Genomic DNA, 17982 nt, shown 5'->3' with positions numbered 1-17982 from the left:
GCGAAAGATCATTGACGGTACCACCACGCGTTCGCCCGGATGCTGGGGGGGGTTGCCACGTGCTCACCCGGATACCAAACGCTCTTCCGAGCATCTCAGATACTTCCCCCGGACGTCACAACACACCTACGCAACCAACGTGCTAACGAAACGGCGCCCGAACGCGACGCTTTCCCGAACTGTGCACAGATTTTAAGGCGCAAAGACCTCTATACAAAAAAGGTTATCTGGCGTTTGTACTCTCGAGGCCGCTCGCGCGAGACAAATAGCAGTGCCCTATTCGGGAAAACGTCTCGCCAAGATCTCACGATTTCCGGTAGATAGCGTAGTGGGCTCCTTCCCCCACTCGCTTAGATAGCGCATTGGGTTCGTATCCCGTTCGAGTTCTAGGTATCCGCCACACGTTAATATGCTTCGCTTCGCTTTGCCTCATTAAGTCCAGACGCCCCATAAGATCCAGACAACGCATTAGGTCCAGATGGTCATGAAGAGGGTTCCACAGACGATGAGCACAAGCCCGGCAGCGGCCGCACGCGAGAGGCGCTCGCCAAACACGAGCCACGAGAAGGCGACCGACACGAGAATGGACAGCTTGTCAATCTGCACCACTATGCTCACCTGACCCATCTGGATCGCATAGTAGTAGCACAGCCATGACGCACCGGTAGCCAACCCCGAGAGCACTAAAAATGCCAGCTCACGGCTATTGATGCGGCGTACCTGGGCAAGCTTGCCCTTGACTGCGACGACGGCCCACGCCATCACGAGCACTACGCAGGTACGCAACGCCATCGCCAGGTTGGAGTCCATGCCCTCGACGCCAACCTTCGCCAAGATTGAGGTGAGAGCCGCAAAGACGGCCGATGCCACGGCGTAGGCGAGCCATGCGCGTGAGCCCGCGCTACCGTGCAGGCCCGCGCCGCCACGCGCACCTCTGCCGCCACGTCGTTCGACCATCATGAGTGTGCCCACGAGAATCGCGACAGTGGACCCGAGCTTGACTGCAAGATGGCCGGTCTCGCCAAACAAGACAATGGCCAGTAGCACCGAGAGCACCGTACTCGACTTGTCGATGGGCACGACCTTGTTGACGTCTCCCGTGGCCAGCGCCTTGAAGTAGCAGATCCACGAGGCACCCGTGGCGAGACCGGAGAGTGCGAGAAACACGTAGGAACGCCCCGAAATCGAGGCGAGTGCCGCGGGAACGTCGGTGCCCTCCACGGCGACCATCACCCACGAAAACACCAGTACCACGAGGGTACGCACCGCTGTAGCTACGTCGGAGTCGGTATGGCGCACGCCGCACTTTGCCAGTATCGCCGTAAGGCCGGCGAACAGTGCCGAGCCAAACGCCACCACGGTCCACAAGTCCACGACGTACCCCCCAAAGACCCTGCCGCAAACAACCTACCACGGAGCATGTCACAGAGTGTTCCTGGACCTCGTTCATAAAACCATATGTAAAATAGACGTCTGACAACGCTTTTGGGCCTTCGCAGGAAGTCGATAGCACCTTCGGACTCCAATGACCTGCGGTTTTGCTGAGCCAAGGAGCGAGTCACTTCGCAAACACGCCCAAAAGTGTTATCAGATGAAAAGCTGCTCCCGATTTGCCCCAGCTTTACGCCCGCATACCCCAGCCGTCACAGTCTACGAACGCATTCATGCATCCCGGCCACCAAGGCTACCGAACCCAGAAGACGAGGCCATGCGCCCATGGCACATGCACCCATGCGTTCTTGTCATCATGCTTGCCAGGCCCAAATCACCATAGCTGCCAAGCACAAAAGAGCAGATAAGCACAGGGATCGGGGCCTGCCGGGCACAGCTGAACCTGGCAGGCTCCACGCTGCAATCAGCACCGCATACCGCACGAATGGCCAAGCGCATCGCCAACGTGCAGCACCCTTACGCACGAAGTTGGTGCGCTTGCGCTTGGCAGGAGCGGCCGGCACCTCGATGCCCGCCGCACGACCGGCCTCGAAGCACTTGAGCATCCACGCCATGTTGGCGCCCATCTGCTGCATGATCTGCACGCCTTCCTCGTCGCGTAGCACCTCGTCGGGCGTGTTGCCGTGCACCATGGGCCAGTAGAACAAGCTCACGATCGGCATCTCGGCAAACGTGGGGTACTTGGCGAGGCCATCGATGACCGACGTGGTGCCCGCACGGCGCGCCGTGGCAAGCACGGCACACGGCTTGCCCGCGAGCAGCTCGCGGTTAGCCTTGCCCCACAGGTGGTCCATGAACAGCTCCATCTCGCCCGTCGGGCTGGCCCAGTAGACCGGCGTGCCCAGTACGAGGCCGTCGGCGTCCTTGAACGCCTCGACCGCATGAGTCACCGCGTCATCATCGATGAGAGAGTTGGAGCCCCAGCCCCACATGATCGGGTCGGAGAACTCGTGCGGGTACAGGTCGTCCCAGCTGCCGCCCTTCGTGGTGACCTTGATGCCGAGCTTGCCCATCTGGTTGGCGAACTCGTTGGCCATGGCCTGGCGCACCGAGTCGGTCGAGGGATAGTAGGGATCGAAGGCGCAGGCACGGCCGTCCTTGGCATAGACACCGTCCGCGCCCTTCGCCCATCCGGCGGCCTCGAGCAGGCCGGCGGCCTTGCCGAGGTCGGTCTCGCACCGCATGTCGGGGTTCGCCCACGGCATGCCGTCGCCCACGCCGTAGGCCTCGGAGCCATAGCCGTTGAGCACGTTGTCGATGAGCGCCTTGCGGTCGATGCCGTAGCTGATAGCCTGGCGCACCTCAAGGTTGCAGGTCACGTCGTTGCCGGCCGGGCACTCGTTCTCTCCGTCCTTCTTCGTGGAGCCCGTGGGGACGAGCGGCTCGTGCACGTGCTCGCCGCAGCCCCAGTTGATGCACGGGTCGAAGCCAGCGGCCGGCTCGTTGTCGGTGCTCATGGCAATGGTGACCTGCTTCTTGGGAGCGACCGAAGAGACCGTCGCAGCTGCGTTCGAGCCCGATCCACCGCAGCCCGCGAGGCCGGCTGCAGACAGGGCGGCCAAGACGCCGGCACCCGCGATGAACGCGCGGCGCGACACGGGAGGGGCAGCGTTCGATTTCTTCATAGAGAGGCACTTACTGAAGAACTGAGGGGTTCTTGGTACTTATGGAACAAATAGTAGATAGTGTTCTGATTTGGCAGATACATCCCGCGCGGCGTCCGTTTGCCCCTGGGCCACCAAGGCGGGCGATGTAATCGAACGATATGAGACGAATGTTCATGAGTTCAGGCAAGGCCATGCCACGCGACCTCACGAGCGGCCCCATCGCGGCCGGGCGCGCGATCACGCGCGTCACGTTTCCGCTCTACTGGCTCTATGCCTTCCTCGAGGTAAACGCCGCCTCGCTGCGCGGGCGCGGACACGCCCTCGCCCCCATGGCCATCATCATGGTCAACGTGTTTGTGCTGCGCACAGCGCTGCTCGCCCTGCTCACGGCCCACGGCCCCACGCTCGACGGCGTGGCTCTCATGTATCCGCTCGCCTGGGCCAGCACGGCCGTCTGCATGACGGCGTGCCACGCGCTCATCCTGCGGGGCCTGCGCAGGAGGGGCGGGCGGCGCTGAGCCTGCGGGCGCCCCGCCCCGCGCGCCTACGGCTGGAGCACGGAGTCGACGAGCCTCCGCGCGTAGTCCGACGAGGGATGGAAGATGACCTCGTCGGGCGTCCCGCGCTCCACCACGCGACCGGCCCGCATCACGAGCACGTGGTCGCAGAGCGACTGCACGAGCGCGAGGTTGTGGCAGATGAACAGATACGACGGGCCGTCCGCCCCGGCGCGGAGGTCCCTGAGCAGGTCCATGATCTGGGCCTGCACGGTCACGTCGAGCGCGCTCGTCGCCTCGTCGAGGACGAGCACGCGCGGGGACGGCGCGAGGGCGCGGGCGAGGGCGGCCCGCTGGCACTGGCCGCCGCTCACCTCGTGCGGGTACCGGTCGGCAAACCCGGCGTCGAGGCCGCAGCGCTCGAGGAGGGCGCGCACGCGTGCACGGACCTCCCCGACGGTGACGCCCCGGTTCCGCAGGCTCTCGCCGATGCCCGCACCGAGCGTCTGGCGCGGGTCGAACGAGCCTTGGGGGTTCTGGAAGACCATCTGGATGGTCGCCGAGGCCTCGCGCAGCTCGCGACCGCGCGTGTGCGTGACGTCGCGCCCGCACAGGCGGACCGTCCCCGACGTGGGCTCGAGCAGCCCCGTGACCATGCGCGCGAGCGTGCTCTTGCCGCTGCCGGACTCGCCCACGATTCCGAGTGCCTCGCCCGCGCTGAGCGAGAGGCTCACCCGGTCGACGGCCACGAGGTCCGGCTTGCCGGGCGTCCTGAAGACGCGCGTGAGCTCCCTCGCCTCGAGAACGGCGTCCTCGCCCGCATCCGCGCGGGGGTCGGGTGCCTCCGCGGGGTCCGGCGCGCCCGTCGCCTGCGCGCGCGGGGCCGCCGGCGCGGCCGCCGACGCCTGTCCTCGCACGGTCAGCGCCCCCTCGAAGCCCGTTCCCACAGCCGTCTCGTCCCTCATGCCGCCTCCCCCTCCGGGTGCCGCAGCCGCGGCACGGCGGCGAGCAGCTCCCTCGTGTAGGGATCGGCAGGCTCGCGCAGGGTCCGCTCCACGGGCCCGCGCTCGACGACGCGGCCGTCGCGCATGACGAGGACCGTGTCCGCCATGGCCGAGACGACCCCGATGTCGTGCGTGACGAGCACGATCGCCGTGCCGAAGAGCTCGCGCAGGCGAGCGAGCTCGTCGAGCGCCTGCCGCTGGACTGCGACGTCGAGCGCGCTCGTGGGCTCGTCGGCGAGCAGCACCGCCGGGCACGGCATCATCGCGATCGCAATGCCGGCCCGCTGGTTCATGCCGCCCGAGAGCTCGAAGGGATAGCTCTCCCAGACGCGCTCGCCGTCCTTGAAGCCGAGCTTGGCGAACAGGTCGAGCGCCCGCGTGCGGACGTCGCCCGCACGCGCGCCCTCGTGGGCCCGGACGGCCTCGACAATCTGGTCGCCGATCGTGCGGATCGGGCACAGCGAGGCGCCCGCGTCCTGGAAGACCATGCCGATCTGCGCGCCCCTGATGCGGCAGAGCTCGCGCTCGGGCAGGTCGGGCAAGTCGCGCCCGCGAAACCAGATGTCACCGCGCGTCACGAGCCCCGTATCGCCGAGCAGGCCGAGCGCGGCCCTAAGCAGGGTGCTCTTGCCACTGCCGGACTCCCCCACGATGCCGAGAATCTCGCCGGCGGCGACACCGAAGCTCACGTCGTGCACGACGGCCTCGCCGTTGAAGCTGACCTCGACCGAGTCGTATCTCAGCACCTCTTCCATGGCCGACCCTAGGCGCTCGGCCTGAGGCCGGCGGTGACCTCGTAGAAGTCGCACGGGTGCGCCGTGAGGCCCGTGACGGAGGCCTTAGAGATCATGCTCATCTTGAGGTGGGAGCAGAAAATCGCGCCGTCGTCGGCGAGCAGGACCTCCTGCATCTTGATCGCGAGCTCCGCACGCTTGCTCGTGTCGAACTCGTCGGCGAGCTGCGCGGCGAGCCGCTCCATCTCGTCGCTGTGGTAGTGGCCGTTGTTGTTCGACGAGCTATCGAGGAAGTGCGTCGTGAAGAAGTACTCGGGGTCGCCGGTGGGCGCCGTCACCATGGCGCTCTGGTACACGTCCCAGGCCGAGCGGTCCTTGCGGATCGTGTTGTGGTCGGCGGTGCTGTTTACCTGCAGGTCGATGCCGATGTCCTTGAGCGTGGCCTGGGCCGACTCGGCGAGCAGCGGCTGCTCCTGGCGGCTCGGGTAGGTGAGCCAGCGCACCTGGAGCCTCGTGCCGTCCTTGGCACGGATGCCGTCATCGCCGACGACCCAGCCCGCGTCCTCGAGCACCTTGCAGGCGCCATCGGAGTCGTAGTCCTTCGCGCCCTCGATCTTGCCGCCGAACGGGAGGCTGTCCGGGTAGGCGCCGCTCGCGACGTAGCCGTTGCCGTCGAGCAGCTTGTTCACAAACCCCTCCTTGTCGATGCCCATGGCGATGGCCTTGCGGACGGCCGGGTCTCTCGTGATCGGGCTGTCGAAGTTCATCTCGCAGAAGAACGCGCGGCTCGTGGCGCAGCTCGAGAACGTGTAGCCGTCGCCCTGGAACAGGTTGTAGCTCGCGTAGGGCACGCCGTAGGCCGCGTCGATCTCGCCGGACTGCAGCGACATCGTCAGGGTGTCGCCGTCGGAGATCGTGATGACCTTGATCTTGTCGAAGCCCGGCACCCCTCCCCAGTAGTCTTCGTTGCGCCTGAGGTCGAGCTCCTTGTCGGTCTCGAGGCTCTCGACGACGTAGGGACCGGTGCCGGCGACGATGCCGTCGTCGGAGACGCCGGCCTGCATGTCTATGATGCAGCCGTAGGGGTCGCTCAGGTAGTTGAGCAGCGTCGGCTTGGGCTCGCTCGTCGTGATCGTGAGGGTCTGGCCATCTACCGCGATGTCCGCGATGGCGAGGTCGCCCTTCGCGCGATCGTGGGTAGCGACGAGGCCGTCGAGGCAGTCCTTGACGGCCTGGGCGTCCATCGCGCGACCGGAGGAGAACTTCACGCCGTTGCGCAGCGTCACCTTCCATGTGAGCTCGTCGACGTTCTCGAAGGAGGTGGCCAGCCACGGCTCGATCTCCATCGAGTCAGAGTACTTGAAGAGGGTCTCGCCGACGCCGTAACGCATGCAGGCCCAACCAGCGTAGGTCTGGTGCGGGTTCACGTTAGGCTCCTCGTTCTCCGAGTTGAACGTCGTGTCACCGAACGTGAACGACGATGCGCCGCCCGTCTGGGCGGCCGAGCCGCCCTGGCTCGAGCCACACCCGGCGAGCAAGAACGAGGCGACGCCGAGCGTCGCCGCAAGGGCGCCGCGGCGCGTGACGGGCCTCGAGAGGATGGAGTCGGTGTGGGTCGTGGTCATGGTGCAGGTCTCCTTTCGCGGCCGGGGCCGCATGGTCTAGGGGGTTCGAGGTGCGGAATGCGCCCGCGGGAATGCGGGGCGGGGACGCTCGCCCACGGCGCTGACGCCACCGGCTCAGGCCCTAGCGCCCGAGCGCGTTTCTGGGGTCGAGGTAGTCGCGGACCGCGTCGCCGAGCAAGTTGAAGATCGCGACCGCAACGAAGATCGCGACGCCCGGGGCCATGACGACCCAGGGATAGGTCTGCAGCATGCTGCGCCCCGAGCTCATCATGTTGCCGAGCTCGGCCGTCGGCGGCTGGGCGCCCAGGCCGAGGAACGACAGCCCCGCGAGCTCCATCATCATCGTGCCGATGTCGAGCATGGCCGTGACCAGGATCGGCCCCATGATGTTGGGGAGAACGTGGCGGACGATGACCTGCACGGGCGTGTCGCCGGCGAGCCGGGCCGCGTCGACGTAGGTCGCGCCCGCCACCGCAAGCGTCTGGCTGCGGGCGATGCGCGCGTACTTGGGCCAGCTGATGACCGCGAGCGCGAGCACGGCGTTGTGCAGGCCGCCATTGAGCACGGCGGCGATGGCCAGGGCGAACACGAGCCCCGGGAACGCCAGACAGACGTCGGACACGCGCATCATGACCGAGTCCGCGAGCCCTCCCGCATAGCCGCAGACCACGCCCACCGCCGTACCGACGACGGTGATGATGGCCACGAGTGCGAGCGTCGCGAGCACGCTGGTCTGCAGGCCCACGAGGATGCGCGAGAGCAGGTCGCGGCCGTAGCGGTCGGTGCCGGCGAGGTGCGCGGGGCCAGGCGGGAGCAGGCCATCGAAGGACTGGGCATCGGGGTCGTAGGGGCAGAGCCGGCGCGCAAGGACGGCCACGAGCACGAGGGCGAGCGCGAGCAGTGCGAACGCGACGAGCCGCCGGCGCGCGTGGTCTCTGCGCACGCGCTGGACGCGCACGGTCACGGGGCGCCCTCCCGTCTCCCGTCCCGGCCCGGCGGGCCGGGCGCGCGCCTCCTGCGCCATGCGCGTCTCTCGCGCCCCGCGCTCCCTCAGCGTCATGATTCCTCCCCTCCCAGGCGGATCCGCGGGTCCAGGAGCCGATACGAGAGGTCGCACAGCAGGTTCGCCACGACGTAGATGATCGCCATCCACATCACGTAGGCCTGGATCATCGGGTAGTCGCGCATCTGGATCGCGTCGACCGCGAGCTTGCCGACGCCGTCCCACATGAAGATCGACTCCACGATCGCCGTGCCGCCAAGCAGGCTTCCCACCGAGAGCACGAGCAGGGTGACGATCGTCACGAGGCAGGCCCGCAGGACGCTTCGGGTGAGCGTCACCCCGAACCTCACCCCGCGCGCCCGGGCGCCCACCACGTAGTCGCGCGAGAGCTCGTCGAGCACCGTCGCCCGCACCTGCCTGAGGTACTTCGCCGACATCGCGATCGCGAGCGTGAGGCTCGGCAGGACGACGCCCGCGAGGCTCACGCTCGTCGACATCACGGGGAGCGCCTTGAGCCTAATCGCGAAGGCGTACATGAGCAGCAGCGCCACGAAGAAGTTCGGCATGCTGTTGCCGACGAAGCTCGCCGCGCGGACAAGGTAGTCCGTGAGGCGGTTCTGGCGCACGGCCGCCAGCACGCCGAGCGGTATCGAGATGAGCACCGTGAGGGCAATCGAGACCACCGCGAGCAGCAGGGTCGCGGGCAGCTTCGAGACGAAGGACGAGAACACCTCCTTGCCCGTGACGTAGCTCACCCCCATGTCGCCGTGCAGGAGGTTCGCGAGCCACATGACGTACTGGACCACGAACGGCCGGTCGAGGCCGAGCTCGGCGCGGGCCCTCTCAATCGCGTCGGGGCTGAGCGCCATGCCCGTGTTCTCCATCTTCTGGAGCACCGCGTCGCTACCCGCGAGCCTCATCATCGCGAAGGACAGGAACGTGATCACGAGCAGGATGGGGACGAGCTGGGCGAGCCTGCGGATGACGTAGCGCCTCACGGACGGCCTCCCTTCCTGGCCTCGATCATGAACAGGGGTGTGGAGGCGTTGTTGACGCGCTCGCACTCGGTCCACAGCGTCTCCCACGCTCGCTCGTCGGCGACGGCGTCGAGGCCGAGGCGGGCAAGCTCGTCGAGGTCCCACGCGGGGCGCTCGAGGCGGGAGAGCGGGGTGAGTCGGGCGATGGCCTCCATCTCGTCGACGTCGGTGCCGGCCGTGTCGTCGGCGACGCCCGTGCGCCGCACGTTGTCGCGGTCGCGCCGCCTGCGCGCGGCGGCGCCGCCGTCGTAGAGGTAGCGGTACCAGGCGGCGTCGAAGTTGAGCAGCAGGCCGCCGGGGGCGAGCAGACGCTCCCACTCGGCGTAGGCGGCGGCCGGGTCGGGGAGGTCCCAGGTCACGTTGCGCGACACGATGACGTCAAAGCCGCCGGAGGCGAGGCCCGTGCGGGCGACGTCGGCGCGGCGAAAGACGATGCGTCCCGGCTCGAGCGCCCCGTTCGCGCGGGCCTCGTTCGCGCGGGCCTGATCGAGCATCGCGTCGGTGTAGTCCACCGCCCAGACCCGGTAGCCGAGCTCGGCGAGGATGATGGCGAAGAACCCCGGGCCCGTGCCGGCATCGAGCACGCGCAGCGACCCCCTCGCCCTGGGGCCGAGGCGCTCGCGGATGCGCCCGTCGATCCAGGAGGCCCACACGCGCCGCTGCGACCCGTCGAGCTCCTCGCGGTTGACGTCCGAGTAGCCCTCGGCCCGTCCGGTCCAGTAGGCGGCGTTCCTCCTCGCGAACGAGGAGGTCGAGACGGTCTGTTCGGCCATGGCCACCCCCCTAGGCCCGCGCCGTAATCGCAAAGATCGGCGTCGGATTGAAGAACTCGTCGCGCTCACGATAGACGCGACGCCACACGCCCCCGTCGACGCCGACATCCGTGAAGCCCGCCTGGCTCAGGAGCTCGAGGTCCCACGCCGGGCGCGGGCGCTGGGAGGGGCGTAGCTCGTCCTTGATGCGCTCGTAGGCCCGCATCGTCTCCACGGAGAGGTCGCGGTGCGCGCCCACGGCCGGCAGCGGCCCGCCACCGTTCTCGCGGCAGTAGTCCGCGTCGAAGTTGACGAGGACGCCGCCAGGGACGAGCAGGGCGTGCCAGGCGGCGTAGGCCGCACCGAGGTGCGGGAGGCTCCAGGTGAGGTTGCGCGTCACAATCGCGTCGAACGACGCCGCGGGAAAGTCGGGCGCCTCGGCATCCATGACCTCGAAGGAGGCGGGGATCGAGAGACGCTCGGACAGGCGGCGCGCCTCCGCGACCATGCCAGGCGTCAGGTCGATGCCCGTGAGGACATGGCCGCGGGAGGAGAGCAGGAGGGAGAAGAACCCGGTGCCGCACCCCACGTCGAGGATGCGCAGGACCCGGCACGCGGGCAGGCGGCGCTCGAGCTCGGCGAGCCAGCGCAGGTGCAGCTCGCCCTCGAACTCCCTGACCCGCAGCCGGGAGAAGCCCTCCACGCGGCCCGTCCAGTAGGACACGACCTCGCCCTTGACCTCGCGGGTGGATTCGCGCGACTCGCCGCCGGCCTCCGCCGGAGCGACGTCCGCGCCGAGACCGGGGGCCCGCTCGCCATAGACGGGGCCGAAGACCTCCCCGCCCCCGCATGTCCCGGGTCGGGCCCCCGTGCCCAGCTCGACCTCGCGTGCGACCGTCATCGTTGCCCGCATGTCCGTCCTCCCCACAACGGGTCGGTATTGTGTCACGAACGAGGCCCCGGATTCGTGATTCTCGAACAAATAATACATACTGTTCTGAAATCGCATCCGGCACTTGTTAGAATGACCGCCGAAAACCGAGGCGGGGACATCGGGCCCCTCGGGCACGCCCGGGCGACACGCGGCCAGACGACGGCCGCCGTCGCCAGCGAGGGGGCGCGCACCCCGCCGTGACCAGGAGGCTCACATGCACTTTGACCTCGACAAAAACGTCCGCTACGGGCTCGCCTACTCCGGCGGCGTCGACTCGTGCTACCTGCTCGCGGAGCTGCTGCGCGAGGGCTACGACGTCAAGGCCTACACCATCCTCGACGACCTGCAGATCACGCGCGACACGGACGACTCCGTGAGCGTGGCCAAGATGCTTGGCGCCGAGCAGCAGATCATCCCCATCAACATCTGGGACGGCCACGACGACCTGCGTGCCAACCCATGGAACCGCTGCTACCACTGCAAGTCCATGGTGTTTGGCACCATCCTCGAGCACATGCGCAAAGACGGGCGCACCGTGCTGCTCGACGGCACCAACGCGTCCGACCGCGAGGACCGCCGCCCGGGATTTCGCGCCATCCACGAGCTGGGTGTGGTGAGCCCCCTGCGCGCCGCGGGCCTCACCAAGGACATGGTGCGCGAGAACTCCGCCAAGCTAGGCCTGCCCACCGCAAATAAGCCCAGCTACGCGTGCTATGGCGCCTACTTTGAGAAGAACGAGCACATCACGCCCGAGTCGCTGCGCAAGACCGTGGCAAAGTTCATGGAGAGCCACCCGGACGCCGCGGAGCGCGTGCGCACGGACGGCAACATCGAGCCGAGGCCGGCAGAGGCAGCGGCGCTCGCGCGCGAGAAGGCCGCCGCGGAGCGTGCGCGAGCCGAGGAGGCTGCAGTGGCAAGCGGCACCGCGATGGCCGGCGCCCCCGCGGCATCCGACGGTACCGCCGCACACGAGGGCCGCTAGATGGACAAGCGAGAGCTCGAGGAGCTGCTTGCGCGCGTTGCCGCGGGCGAGGTCGCGCCAACCTCGGCGCTCGCGCGCATTCAGGCCGCGCCCGTCGCCAACGTGGGCTTCGCGGAGCTTGACCTCGCGCGCGGCGTGCGCCAGGGCGCAGGCGAGGTCATCTACGGCGAGGGCAAGACGGCCGAGCAGATTGCCGGCATCATCGACGCGCTCGAGGGTGCGGGCCAGGCGCACGTGCTGGCCACGCGCGTCTCGGCAGAGAAGGCGCGGTGCGCGGCCGAGCTCGTGACCTCGGGAATTGGGCTCGAGTATCACGAGGACGCGTGCCTGCTCGTGGCAGGCGGCATGCCCGAGCCCACCGGTGCGGGCACCATCGTGGTGGCCTGCGCCGGCACGAGCGACCTGCCCGTGGCCGAGGAGGCCGCGCTCACGGCCGAGTTCCTCGGCAACCGCGTGGAACGCGTGGTGGACGTGGGCGTGGCGGGGCTGCACCGTCTGCTCGCGCACGCCGAGCAACTCGCGGCGGCACGCGTCGTCATCGCGGTGGCGGGCATGGAGGGCGCGCTCGCGAGCGTCATCGGCGGCCTGGTGAGCTGCCCGGTCATCGCCGTTCCCACGAGCGTTGGCTACGGCGCGAACCTGGGCGGCGTGGCCGCGCTGCTCTCGATGCTCAACTCGTGCGCAAGCGGCGTAAGCGTCGTCAACATCGACAACGGCTTTGGCGCCGGCTACCAGGCCAGCCTCATCAACCATGTGTAGGTGGCGACAGCTTCCTTTTCGACTTTGCTGAATACTGCCGTTTTCAGCAAAGTCGAAAAGGAGGCTGTCCCCAAACCCATAAGGAGCAAACGCCATGGGTAAGACCCTGTTTCTTGATTGCTCGTCTGGCATCAGCGGCGACATGACGGTTGCCGCGCTTCTGGACCTGGGCGCCAGCGAGGAGCGACTGCGCGCCGCGCTAGCCACGCTGCCGGTGGCAGGCGAGTTCAAGGTTGCCGTGAGTCGCGTCATGAAGAGCGGGCTCGCCGCCTGTGACTTCGACGTGCGCCTGGACGCCGCGCATGAGAACCACGACCACGACATGGCCTGGCTCTATGGGGTGGACGAGGCAGGCGAGCACGTGCACAGCCACGACCACGCGGAACACCACGATGACGAGGCTCACGCTCACGGACCGCACGAGCATTGCCATGGGCACGACCACTCGCATGGCCACCACCATCACCACGCCCACCGCTCGCTCGCAGACGTCACGGCCATCATCGGCGCCTCCCGGCTTACGGAGCGCGCCAAGCAGCTCGCCCTCGCCATCTTTGGCAAGCTGGCTGAGGCCGAGGCCAAGGCGCACGCCGCCACGCCCGAGACCGTCCACTTCCACGAGGTGGGCGCCACGGACTCCATCGTGGACATCTGCTCCATCGCCATCTGCCTGGACGACCTCGGCATCACGGACGTCATCGTGCCCAGCCTGGCCGAGGGCCACGGCACCATCCGCTGCGCCCACGGCATCATGCCCGTACCGGTTCCGGCCGTGGTGAACCTCTGCCAGGCGGCGGACATCGAGCTCGTGCCGGCCCCAGTCCACGGCGAACTCGTGACCCCCACGGGGGCGGCTACCGTGGCGGCGCTACGCACGGCCACGGAGCTGCCAGCGCGCTACCGCATCGTCGCCTGCGGCTACGGAGCGGGCAAGCGCCCGTACGTGGGGTGTTCGGGCCTCTTGCGCGCACAGCTCGTTGAGGTAACCGCCGCGGGCGGCGGGGGGAGCGCGCCGCGGGCCGAGGCGCCGGACGGGCCCGCCGCCTCGGCCGAGACGCGCGCGACCGCCAGCGAGCCCGGCGCAGCGAGCTACGCCCTCCCCTTCCCCACCGAGGCCGCCCGCACCGTCACCAAGCTCGAGACCGATCTCGACGACTGCACCGGCGAGGCGCTGGGCCACACCATCGCCCTGCTCATGGCCGCTGGCGCACGCGAGGCCCATGCCGTGCCCGTCATCATGAAGAAGGGTCGCCCGGGTTTTCAGCTTGAGGTGGTCTGCGACGCGGATAAGGTGGCCGAACTCGAGCGCCTCATCTTTGAGAACACCACGACCATCGGCATCCGCAGCCTCGCGATGCGCCGCGATGGCCTGCCGCGCCACGCGGGCGTGGCCGAGACCCGCTTTGGTGTCGTGACCACCAAGGTGGTTACCATGCCGGACGGCTCCGAGCGCGCCTATCCCGAGTACGACAGCGTGGTGGCGGCCCACGAACGCACGGGCGCCTCGTTCCAGGACGTCTTCCGCGCCACGCAGGCAGCCGCGGATGGGGCCCCTACAGATGGCACGGATGCAGCGAGCGCGGCGGATACGAAACGCGCGAACGGCACGGTCGCTGCGGCCGCGGCCGACGCGACAGGCGTGGACGCAACGGATCCGGCCAGCGCCTCGGCCGACAACCCGAGCTAGGAGCCCCATGGACAAGCGCAAGGAGCGGACCAGACGCGCAATCCAGCAGGCCTTCGTCGAGCTCATCGCAGAGCGAGGCTTCTCCGACGTGACCGTCCAGGACATCCTGGACCGCACGGGCGTGGGTCGGGCCACCTTCTACGCCCACTTCCACGGCAAGGAGGACCTGCTTGCCCACCAGATCCGCAGCATCTGCAACCATGCCCTCAACCCCACGAACCCCGAGCACCACCATGACTTCGTGGGCAAGAGCGACCCGATCTCCATGACGGAGCACGTGCTCTGCCACCTACGGGAGCGCGAGAACGGCGTGCGCGCGCTCGTGGCGGGTGAGGGGTCCGAGAAGTTCGCGGACTGTCTGCGCCACGAGATCGTGAAGCGGGCCGACGAGGCCGTGCCGGAGCATCCCACGGGGCCGGCGGCACAGATGAACCGCACGTTCCTTTTGCACCACATCGCCGCGAGCTTCGTGGGAATGGTGCGCTGGTGGGCGTGGACGGGCTTTGCCGCCGCCCCGCACGACCTTGCGAAGGACTACCTGCGCGCCATCCTGCCCGTCTTTGGGGACGAGCCTCCGGCGTAGGGCCGAGCCCTTGTGCGAGCCCTCGGTCGATGGAGTGGCGCACCACCGGCTCGCCGTCCACCATCACCAGCGCGCCGTTCTCGCACACGTAGCCGTTGCGGTCTGTCAGCGGAACGAACTGGTGGCGGAGGCCCGCGTACTGCCGGCCACTCGCCGCAAGGAAGAGTGCCCACGGTCGCAGACGCGCTCGATGGCGGGCCACGCCTCGGGCGGCACGTCCTTGCGGTAGCCCGCGAGCAGGGTGCCGTCCAGGTCCGTGGCCACCAGCCTGATGCCACCAGCGAGCTCCCCCGTCGGCTCAAGCCTTGCAAGCGCGTCACCCGTCACGACACCACCCTCGAGCCGTCCATTCGCCATGCGCCCCCTCTCGTCTCGTTCGTCACGGCAGCATAGCCCGGCCGGGGCGGGCGCTCGGCGCGCTGCTATCATCTACCGCGGGACAAACACCATAAGCGAGGAGATGCCCATGGACCGAACCAAGATCGCACAGCTCTACGCAGACGCCGAGGAGCTCGCCGGCCAGCACATCACCGTTGCCGGCTGGGTTCGCTCCGTGCGCGACATGAAGATATTTGGCTTCGTCACCCTCAACGACGGCAGCTGCTTCAAGGACCTCCAGGTGGTCATGAACCGCGAGGGCCTCGCCAACTACGACGAGATCGCGCACCAGAACGTCTCGGCGGCCCTCGTCTGCACGGGCACCCTCAAGCTCACCCCCGAGGCCAAGCAGCCCTTCGAGCTCACCGCCGAGTCCATCGAGGTGGAAGGCACGAGCGCCCCGGACTACCCGCTCCAGAAGAAGCGCACCACGGTGGAGTTCCTCCGCACCCAGCAGCACCTGCGCCCGCGCACGAACCTGTTCCGCGCCGTGTTCCGCGTGCGCTCGGAGGCTGCCGCGGCCATCCACCGCTTCTTCCAGGACCGTGGCTTCTGCTACGTGAACACGCCCATCATCACCGCGAGCGACTGCGAGGGCGCCGGCGAGATGTTCCGCGTCACCTCGCTCGACCTCGCCCACGTGCCCCTGAACGACGACGGCGCCGTTGACTACACGCAGGACTTCTTTGGCAAGCCCGCGTCGCTCACCGTGTCCGGCCAGCTCAACGCCGAGAACTTTGCCATGGCCTTTGGCGACGTCTACACCTTTGGCCCCACCTTCCGCGCCGAGAACTCCAACACCACGCGTCACGCCGCAGAGTTCTGGATGGTCGAGCCCGAGATTGCCTTCGCAGACCTCGAGGACGACATGGAGCTTGCCGAGGCCATGCTGCGCTCGGTTATCCGCGACGTTATGGAGCGCTGCCCCGACGAGCTCGCCATGCTCAACAAGTTTGTGGACAAGGGCCTGCTCGCACGCCTCGAGCACGTGGCATCGAGCGACTTTGCCCGCGTAACCTACACCGAGGCCGTGGAGATCTTGGAGGACGCGGTTGCCGCCGGCCACGAGTTCGACTACCCCGTGAGCTGGGGCATCGACCTGCAGACCGAGCACGAGCGTTTCCTCACCGAGCAGCACTTCAAGCTGCCCACCTTCGTGACGGACTACCCCACCGAAATCAAGGCCTTCTACATGCGCCTGAACGACGACGGCAAGACCGTGGCCGCAGCCGACTGCCTCGTGCCGGGCATCGGCGAGATCATCGGTGGCTCCCAGCGCGAGGAGCGCCTGGACGTGCTCAAGCGCCGCATCGAGGAACTGGGCATGGACGAGAGCCAGTACAAGTACTACCTTGACCTGCGCCGCTACGGCTCCTGCAAGCACGCGGGCTTTGGCCTTGGCTTCGAGCGCCTCGTGATGTACCTCACAGGTGTGGGCAACATCCGCGACGTCCTGCCGCACCCGCGCACCGTGGGCAGCTGCGACTTCTAGGCCGCCCGTGGCATAGTCCGGTACGGGGCGCTCGATTCTCCGGCCTCACGTCTCCCACGGACCAATCCTCCCCGATCCGCCCAGCCCGACCCCATGCAACCCGGCACCATATCCCACACGACTCACGCGGCGCCCGCCACCCGGCAGGTGCCGCGTCGCTTTTGTCGCACCAGCGGTGAATCGGCATATCGAACCGGTTGCGAACATCCCTGATTTCGCAAAGAAGATAGCTATGGTTAACTGATGCGTGTATGATGGCAGTCTAAGACGATCAAACGCTAACATTGCTGCACAGCGTCACAACCAGACAGGAATGTCAGACGATCTCGCATAGCGATTCCGACCAAATCTCGTGACGCACGAGGTAAGGCATCGGCTATGCGACATTTGTCTGAGAGCACGAAAAGCAGCGCAGCGCCATCGCGCAAGCACAGGGGGACCCATGGGCAACGAGGACTTCATTGGCGTAGGCATCCACGCCGCCACGCTCGACAAGACCGATTACGAGCCGGCCGAGAACCCCATGGGCTACGGCAGCCTCTGGCGCTCGTACCGCTCCGACAGCGGCCAGACGGTGGGTTCGATTCACCTTTGTGCCCCCACGCGTGACTGGTCCATCACCGTGCGCGACTTCACGCCCATCGAGGACGTCCTGCTCGAGTTCGACCAGCCGGACCACCTCTCCATCTCCTGGTACGAGTCGGTCTCGGGCGAGGAGTTCACGCCGTACCGCAAGCTCCGCGCCAAGAGCGTCTGGGGTATCTTCAGCGGCGCCGGCGGCTGGCGTGGCCTGGTGCACGAGGGCGTGCCCGTTCGTTCCATCTCCATCGAGATGTCACCCGAGGCCTCGCGCGCCTTCCTGGACCGCGAGTACCCGGGCGAGTTCAAGAACCTGCGCGACGCCTTCTCCTCGCTCTCCGACGACGGTGAGTTCCCCGAGATGCGAAACCTCCTGCGCCGCCTCTGGCCCCGGCCCGACTCCTCCGACTACGACGCCGCCCACTACGAGAAGCAGGTCTTTGACGCCCTGCGCCTCATCGTGAACCGCACCCGCGCGCTGCCGCCCCGCGAGACACGTGCCGTCACCGCCGAGGACCGCGAGCGCATCTTTGGCATCTCTGCGTACATCGACGACCACTACACCCGCATCCTCAAGGTCCCCGACCTTGCGCGCGTGGCCGGCATGAGCCCCACGAAGTTCAAGGAGTGCTTCAAGGCCGTCACGGGCTGCACCCTCACCCAGTACATCCAGCGCCGGCGCATCAGCCAGGCCGAGCAGATGCTGCACCAGCCGAGCCTCTCGATCGAACTCATCTCGCATGCCGTGGGCTATACCTGCGTGAGCCGCTTCTCCGAGCTGTTCCGCCGCGAGACGGGCCTGCTACCGAGCGAATACCGCCGCGGGCTGTAGCAGCCGGCAAAGCGACGGGCCGCAGGGGCAGGCCCATCCGTGCGG

17 protein-coding genes are annotated in these 17982 nt (G+C 67.7%); 7 read left to right on the top strand and 10 right to left on the bottom strand.

The window, feature by feature from the left end; genetic code table 11:
• Positions 1-468: 468 nt before the first annotated feature.
• Complete coding sequence (locus EFAMC2_RS10165; RefSeq protein ID WP_261980260.1) at positions 469-1374, bottom strand: EamA family transporter; 906 nt, start codon at positions 1372-1374, stop codon at positions 469-471.
• A gap of 371 nt (positions 1375-1745) precedes the next feature.
• On the bottom strand, positions 1746-3077 hold the full coding sequence (locus tag EFAMC2_RS10160) for an ABC transporter substrate-binding protein (RefSeq protein WP_187325281.1): 1332 nt from the start codon (positions 3075-3077) through the stop codon (positions 1746-1748).
• Positions 3078-3232: 155 nt separating this feature from the next.
• Between EFAMC2_RS10160 and EFAMC2_RS10155 the strand changes: the two genes are divergently transcribed.
• Positions 3233-3577, top strand: coding sequence for a hypothetical protein (locus EFAMC2_RS10155; RefSeq protein WP_154029055.1), 345 nt, complete (start codon positions 3233-3235; stop codon positions 3575-3577).
• Between the two features lie 26 nt (positions 3578-3603).
• Here the strand turns inward: EFAMC2_RS10155 and EFAMC2_RS10150 are convergent, their stop codons facing one another.
• The 7 genes from EFAMC2_RS10150 to EFAMC2_RS10120 form a co-directional block, all read right to left on the bottom strand.
• Complete coding sequence (locus tag EFAMC2_RS10150; RefSeq protein WP_154029054.1) at positions 3604-4521, bottom strand: ABC transporter ATP-binding protein; 918 nt, start codon at positions 4519-4521, stop codon at positions 3604-3606.
• Positions 4518-5315 carry an ABC transporter ATP-binding protein gene (locus EFAMC2_RS10145; protein ID WP_154029053.1) on the bottom strand — a complete coding sequence of 266 codons (798 nt, stop codon included), beginning with the start codon at positions 5313-5315 and terminating at the stop codon, positions 4518-4520. Before EFAMC2_RS10145 ends, EFAMC2_RS10150 begins: the two co-directional genes overlap by 4 nt.
• Before the next feature lie 8 nt (positions 5316-5323).
• Positions 5324-6919, bottom strand: a complete 1596-nt coding sequence (locus tag EFAMC2_RS10140; protein WP_154029052.1) for an ABC transporter substrate-binding protein — start codon at positions 6917-6919, stop codon at positions 5324-5326.
• Between the two features lie 121 nt (positions 6920-7040).
• Positions 7041-7979, bottom strand: a complete 939-nt coding sequence (locus tag EFAMC2_RS10135) for an ABC transporter permease (RefSeq protein WP_222838596.1) — start codon at positions 7977-7979, stop codon at positions 7041-7043.
• The gene (locus EFAMC2_RS10130; RefSeq protein WP_154029051.1) at positions 7976-8920 is read right to left on the bottom strand and encodes an ABC transporter permease; all 945 of its coding nucleotides are present in this window, start codon (positions 8918-8920) and stop codon (positions 7976-7978) included. The genes EFAMC2_RS10135 and EFAMC2_RS10130 overlap by 4 nt, the downstream gene beginning before the upstream one ends.
• A complete protein-coding gene (locus EFAMC2_RS10125) occupies positions 8917-9732 on the bottom strand; it encodes a class I SAM-dependent methyltransferase (protein WP_154029050.1) in 816 nt (271 codons plus the stop codon). Before EFAMC2_RS10125 ends, EFAMC2_RS10130 begins: the two co-directional genes overlap by 4 nt.
• A gap of 10 nt (positions 9733-9742) precedes the next feature.
• Positions 9743-10624 carry a class I SAM-dependent methyltransferase gene (locus EFAMC2_RS10120; RefSeq protein WP_222838595.1) on the bottom strand — a complete coding sequence of 294 codons (882 nt, stop codon included), beginning with the start codon at positions 10622-10624 and terminating at the stop codon, positions 9743-9745.
• A gap of 235 nt (positions 10625-10859) precedes the next feature.
• Between EFAMC2_RS10120 and EFAMC2_RS10115 the strand changes: the two genes are divergently transcribed.
• The 4 genes from EFAMC2_RS10115 (at position 10860) to EFAMC2_RS10100 (ending at position 14656) form a co-directional block, all read left to right on the top strand.
• On the top strand, positions 10860-11627 hold the full coding sequence (locus EFAMC2_RS10115) for a TIGR00268 family protein (RefSeq protein ID WP_154029049.1): 768 nt from the start codon (positions 10860-10862) through the stop codon (positions 11625-11627).
• Positions 11628-12386: a nickel pincer cofactor biosynthesis protein LarB gene (larB, locus tag EFAMC2_RS10110; protein WP_154029048.1), complete on the top strand. Its 759-nt coding sequence runs from the start codon at positions 11628-11630 to the stop codon at positions 12384-12386. It abuts the gene before it with no gap.
• A gap of 94 nt (positions 12387-12480) precedes the next feature.
• A complete protein-coding gene (larC, locus tag EFAMC2_RS10105; protein WP_154029047.1) occupies positions 12481-14073 on the top strand; it encodes a LarC family nickel insertion protein in 1593 nt (530 codons plus the stop codon).
• A gap of 7 nt (positions 14074-14080) precedes the next feature.
• Complete coding sequence (locus tag EFAMC2_RS10100) at positions 14081-14656, top strand: TetR/AcrR family transcriptional regulator (protein ID WP_187325280.1); 576 nt, start codon at positions 14081-14083, stop codon at positions 14654-14656.
• A gap of 105 nt (positions 14657-14761) precedes the next feature.
• Here EFAMC2_RS10100 and EFAMC2_RS10095 read toward each other — a convergent pair whose 3' ends face one another.
• Positions 14762-15013 (bottom strand): hypothetical protein, encoded by a 252-nt coding sequence (locus tag EFAMC2_RS10095; RefSeq protein ID WP_154029045.1) that lies wholly within the window; start codon positions 15011-15013, stop codon positions 14762-14764.
• 109 nt (positions 15014-15122) lie between these two features.
• On the opposite strand from EFAMC2_RS10095, the gene asnS reads away from it, so the two are divergent.
• Both asnS and EFAMC2_RS10085 read left to right on the top strand, forming a co-directional pair.
• Positions 15123-16526 (top strand): asparagine--tRNA ligase, encoded by a 1404-nt coding sequence (gene asnS, locus EFAMC2_RS10090; RefSeq protein ID WP_154029044.1) that lies wholly within the window; start codon positions 15123-15125, stop codon positions 16524-16526.
• A 442-nt stretch (positions 16527-16968) separates the two neighbouring features.
• A complete protein-coding gene (locus EFAMC2_RS10085; protein WP_154029043.1) occupies positions 16969-17937 on the top strand; it encodes a helix-turn-helix domain-containing protein in 969 nt (322 codons plus the stop codon).
• Positions 17938-17982: the final 45 nt, after the last annotated feature.

Origin of the sequence: Olsenella uli, from assembly GCF_901212655.1 — a bacterium.
In the GTDB taxonomy this organism is placed as follows: Bacteria; Actinomycetota; Coriobacteriia; order Coriobacteriales; family Atopobiaceae; genus Parolsenella; species Parolsenella uli_A.
Note: the sequence above shows the minus strand (reverse complement) of the source record. Positions and strands in the feature narration are given on the sequence as shown.

Bases quoted from the DNA above. Each gene is read 5' to 3' on its own strand.
- EFAMC2_RS10125 (WP_154029050.1), bottom strand. From the start codon at position 9,732: ATGGCCGAACAGACCGTCTCGACCTCCTCGTTCGCGAGGAGGAACGCC.
- EFAMC2_RS10135 (WP_222838596.1), bottom strand. From the start codon at position 7,979: ATGACGCTGAGGGAGCGCGGGGCGCGAGAGACGCGCATGGCGCAGGAG.
- EFAMC2_RS10115 (WP_154029049.1), top strand. From the start codon at position 10,860: ATGCACTTTGACCTCGACAAAAACGTCCGCTACGGGCTCGCCTACTCC.
- larB (WP_154029048.1), top strand. From the start codon at position 11,628: ATGGACAAGCGAGAGCTCGAGGAGCTGCTTGCGCGCGTTGCCGCGGGC.
- EFAMC2_RS10140 (WP_154029052.1), bottom strand. From the start codon at position 6,919: ATGACCACGACCCACACCGACTCCATCCTCTCGAGGCCCGTCACGCGC.
- EFAMC2_RS10095 (WP_154029045.1), bottom strand. From the start codon at position 15,013: ATGGCGAATGGACGGCTCGAGGGTGGTGTCGTGACGGGTGACGCGCTT.
- EFAMC2_RS10145 (WP_154029053.1), bottom strand. From the start codon at position 5,315: ATGGAAGAGGTGCTGAGATACGACTCGGTCGAGGTCAGCTTCAACGGC.
- larC (WP_154029047.1), top strand. From the start codon at position 12,481: ATGGGTAAGACCCTGTTTCTTGATTGCTCGTCTGGCATCAGCGGCGAC.
- EFAMC2_RS10160 (WP_187325281.1), bottom strand. From the start codon at position 3,077: ATGAAGAAATCGAACGCTGCCCCTCCCGTGTCGCGCCGCGCGTTCATC.
- EFAMC2_RS10150 (WP_154029054.1), bottom strand. From the start codon at position 4,521: ATGAGGGACGAGACGGCTGTGGGAACGGGCTTCGAGGGGGCGCTGACC.
- asnS (WP_154029044.1), top strand. From the start codon at position 15,123: ATGGACCGAACCAAGATCGCACAGCTCTACGCAGACGCCGAGGAGCTC.
- EFAMC2_RS10085 (WP_154029043.1), top strand. From the start codon at position 16,969: ATGGGCAACGAGGACTTCATTGGCGTAGGCATCCACGCCGCCACGCTC.
- EFAMC2_RS10120 (WP_222838595.1), bottom strand. From the start codon at position 10,624: ATGCGGGCAACGATGACGGTCGCACGCGAGGTCGAGCTGGGCACGGGG.
- EFAMC2_RS10155 (WP_154029055.1), top strand. From the start codon at position 3,233: ATGAGTTCAGGCAAGGCCATGCCACGCGACCTCACGAGCGGCCCCATC.
- EFAMC2_RS10100 (WP_187325280.1), top strand. From the start codon at position 14,081: ATGGACAAGCGCAAGGAGCGGACCAGACGCGCAATCCAGCAGGCCTTC.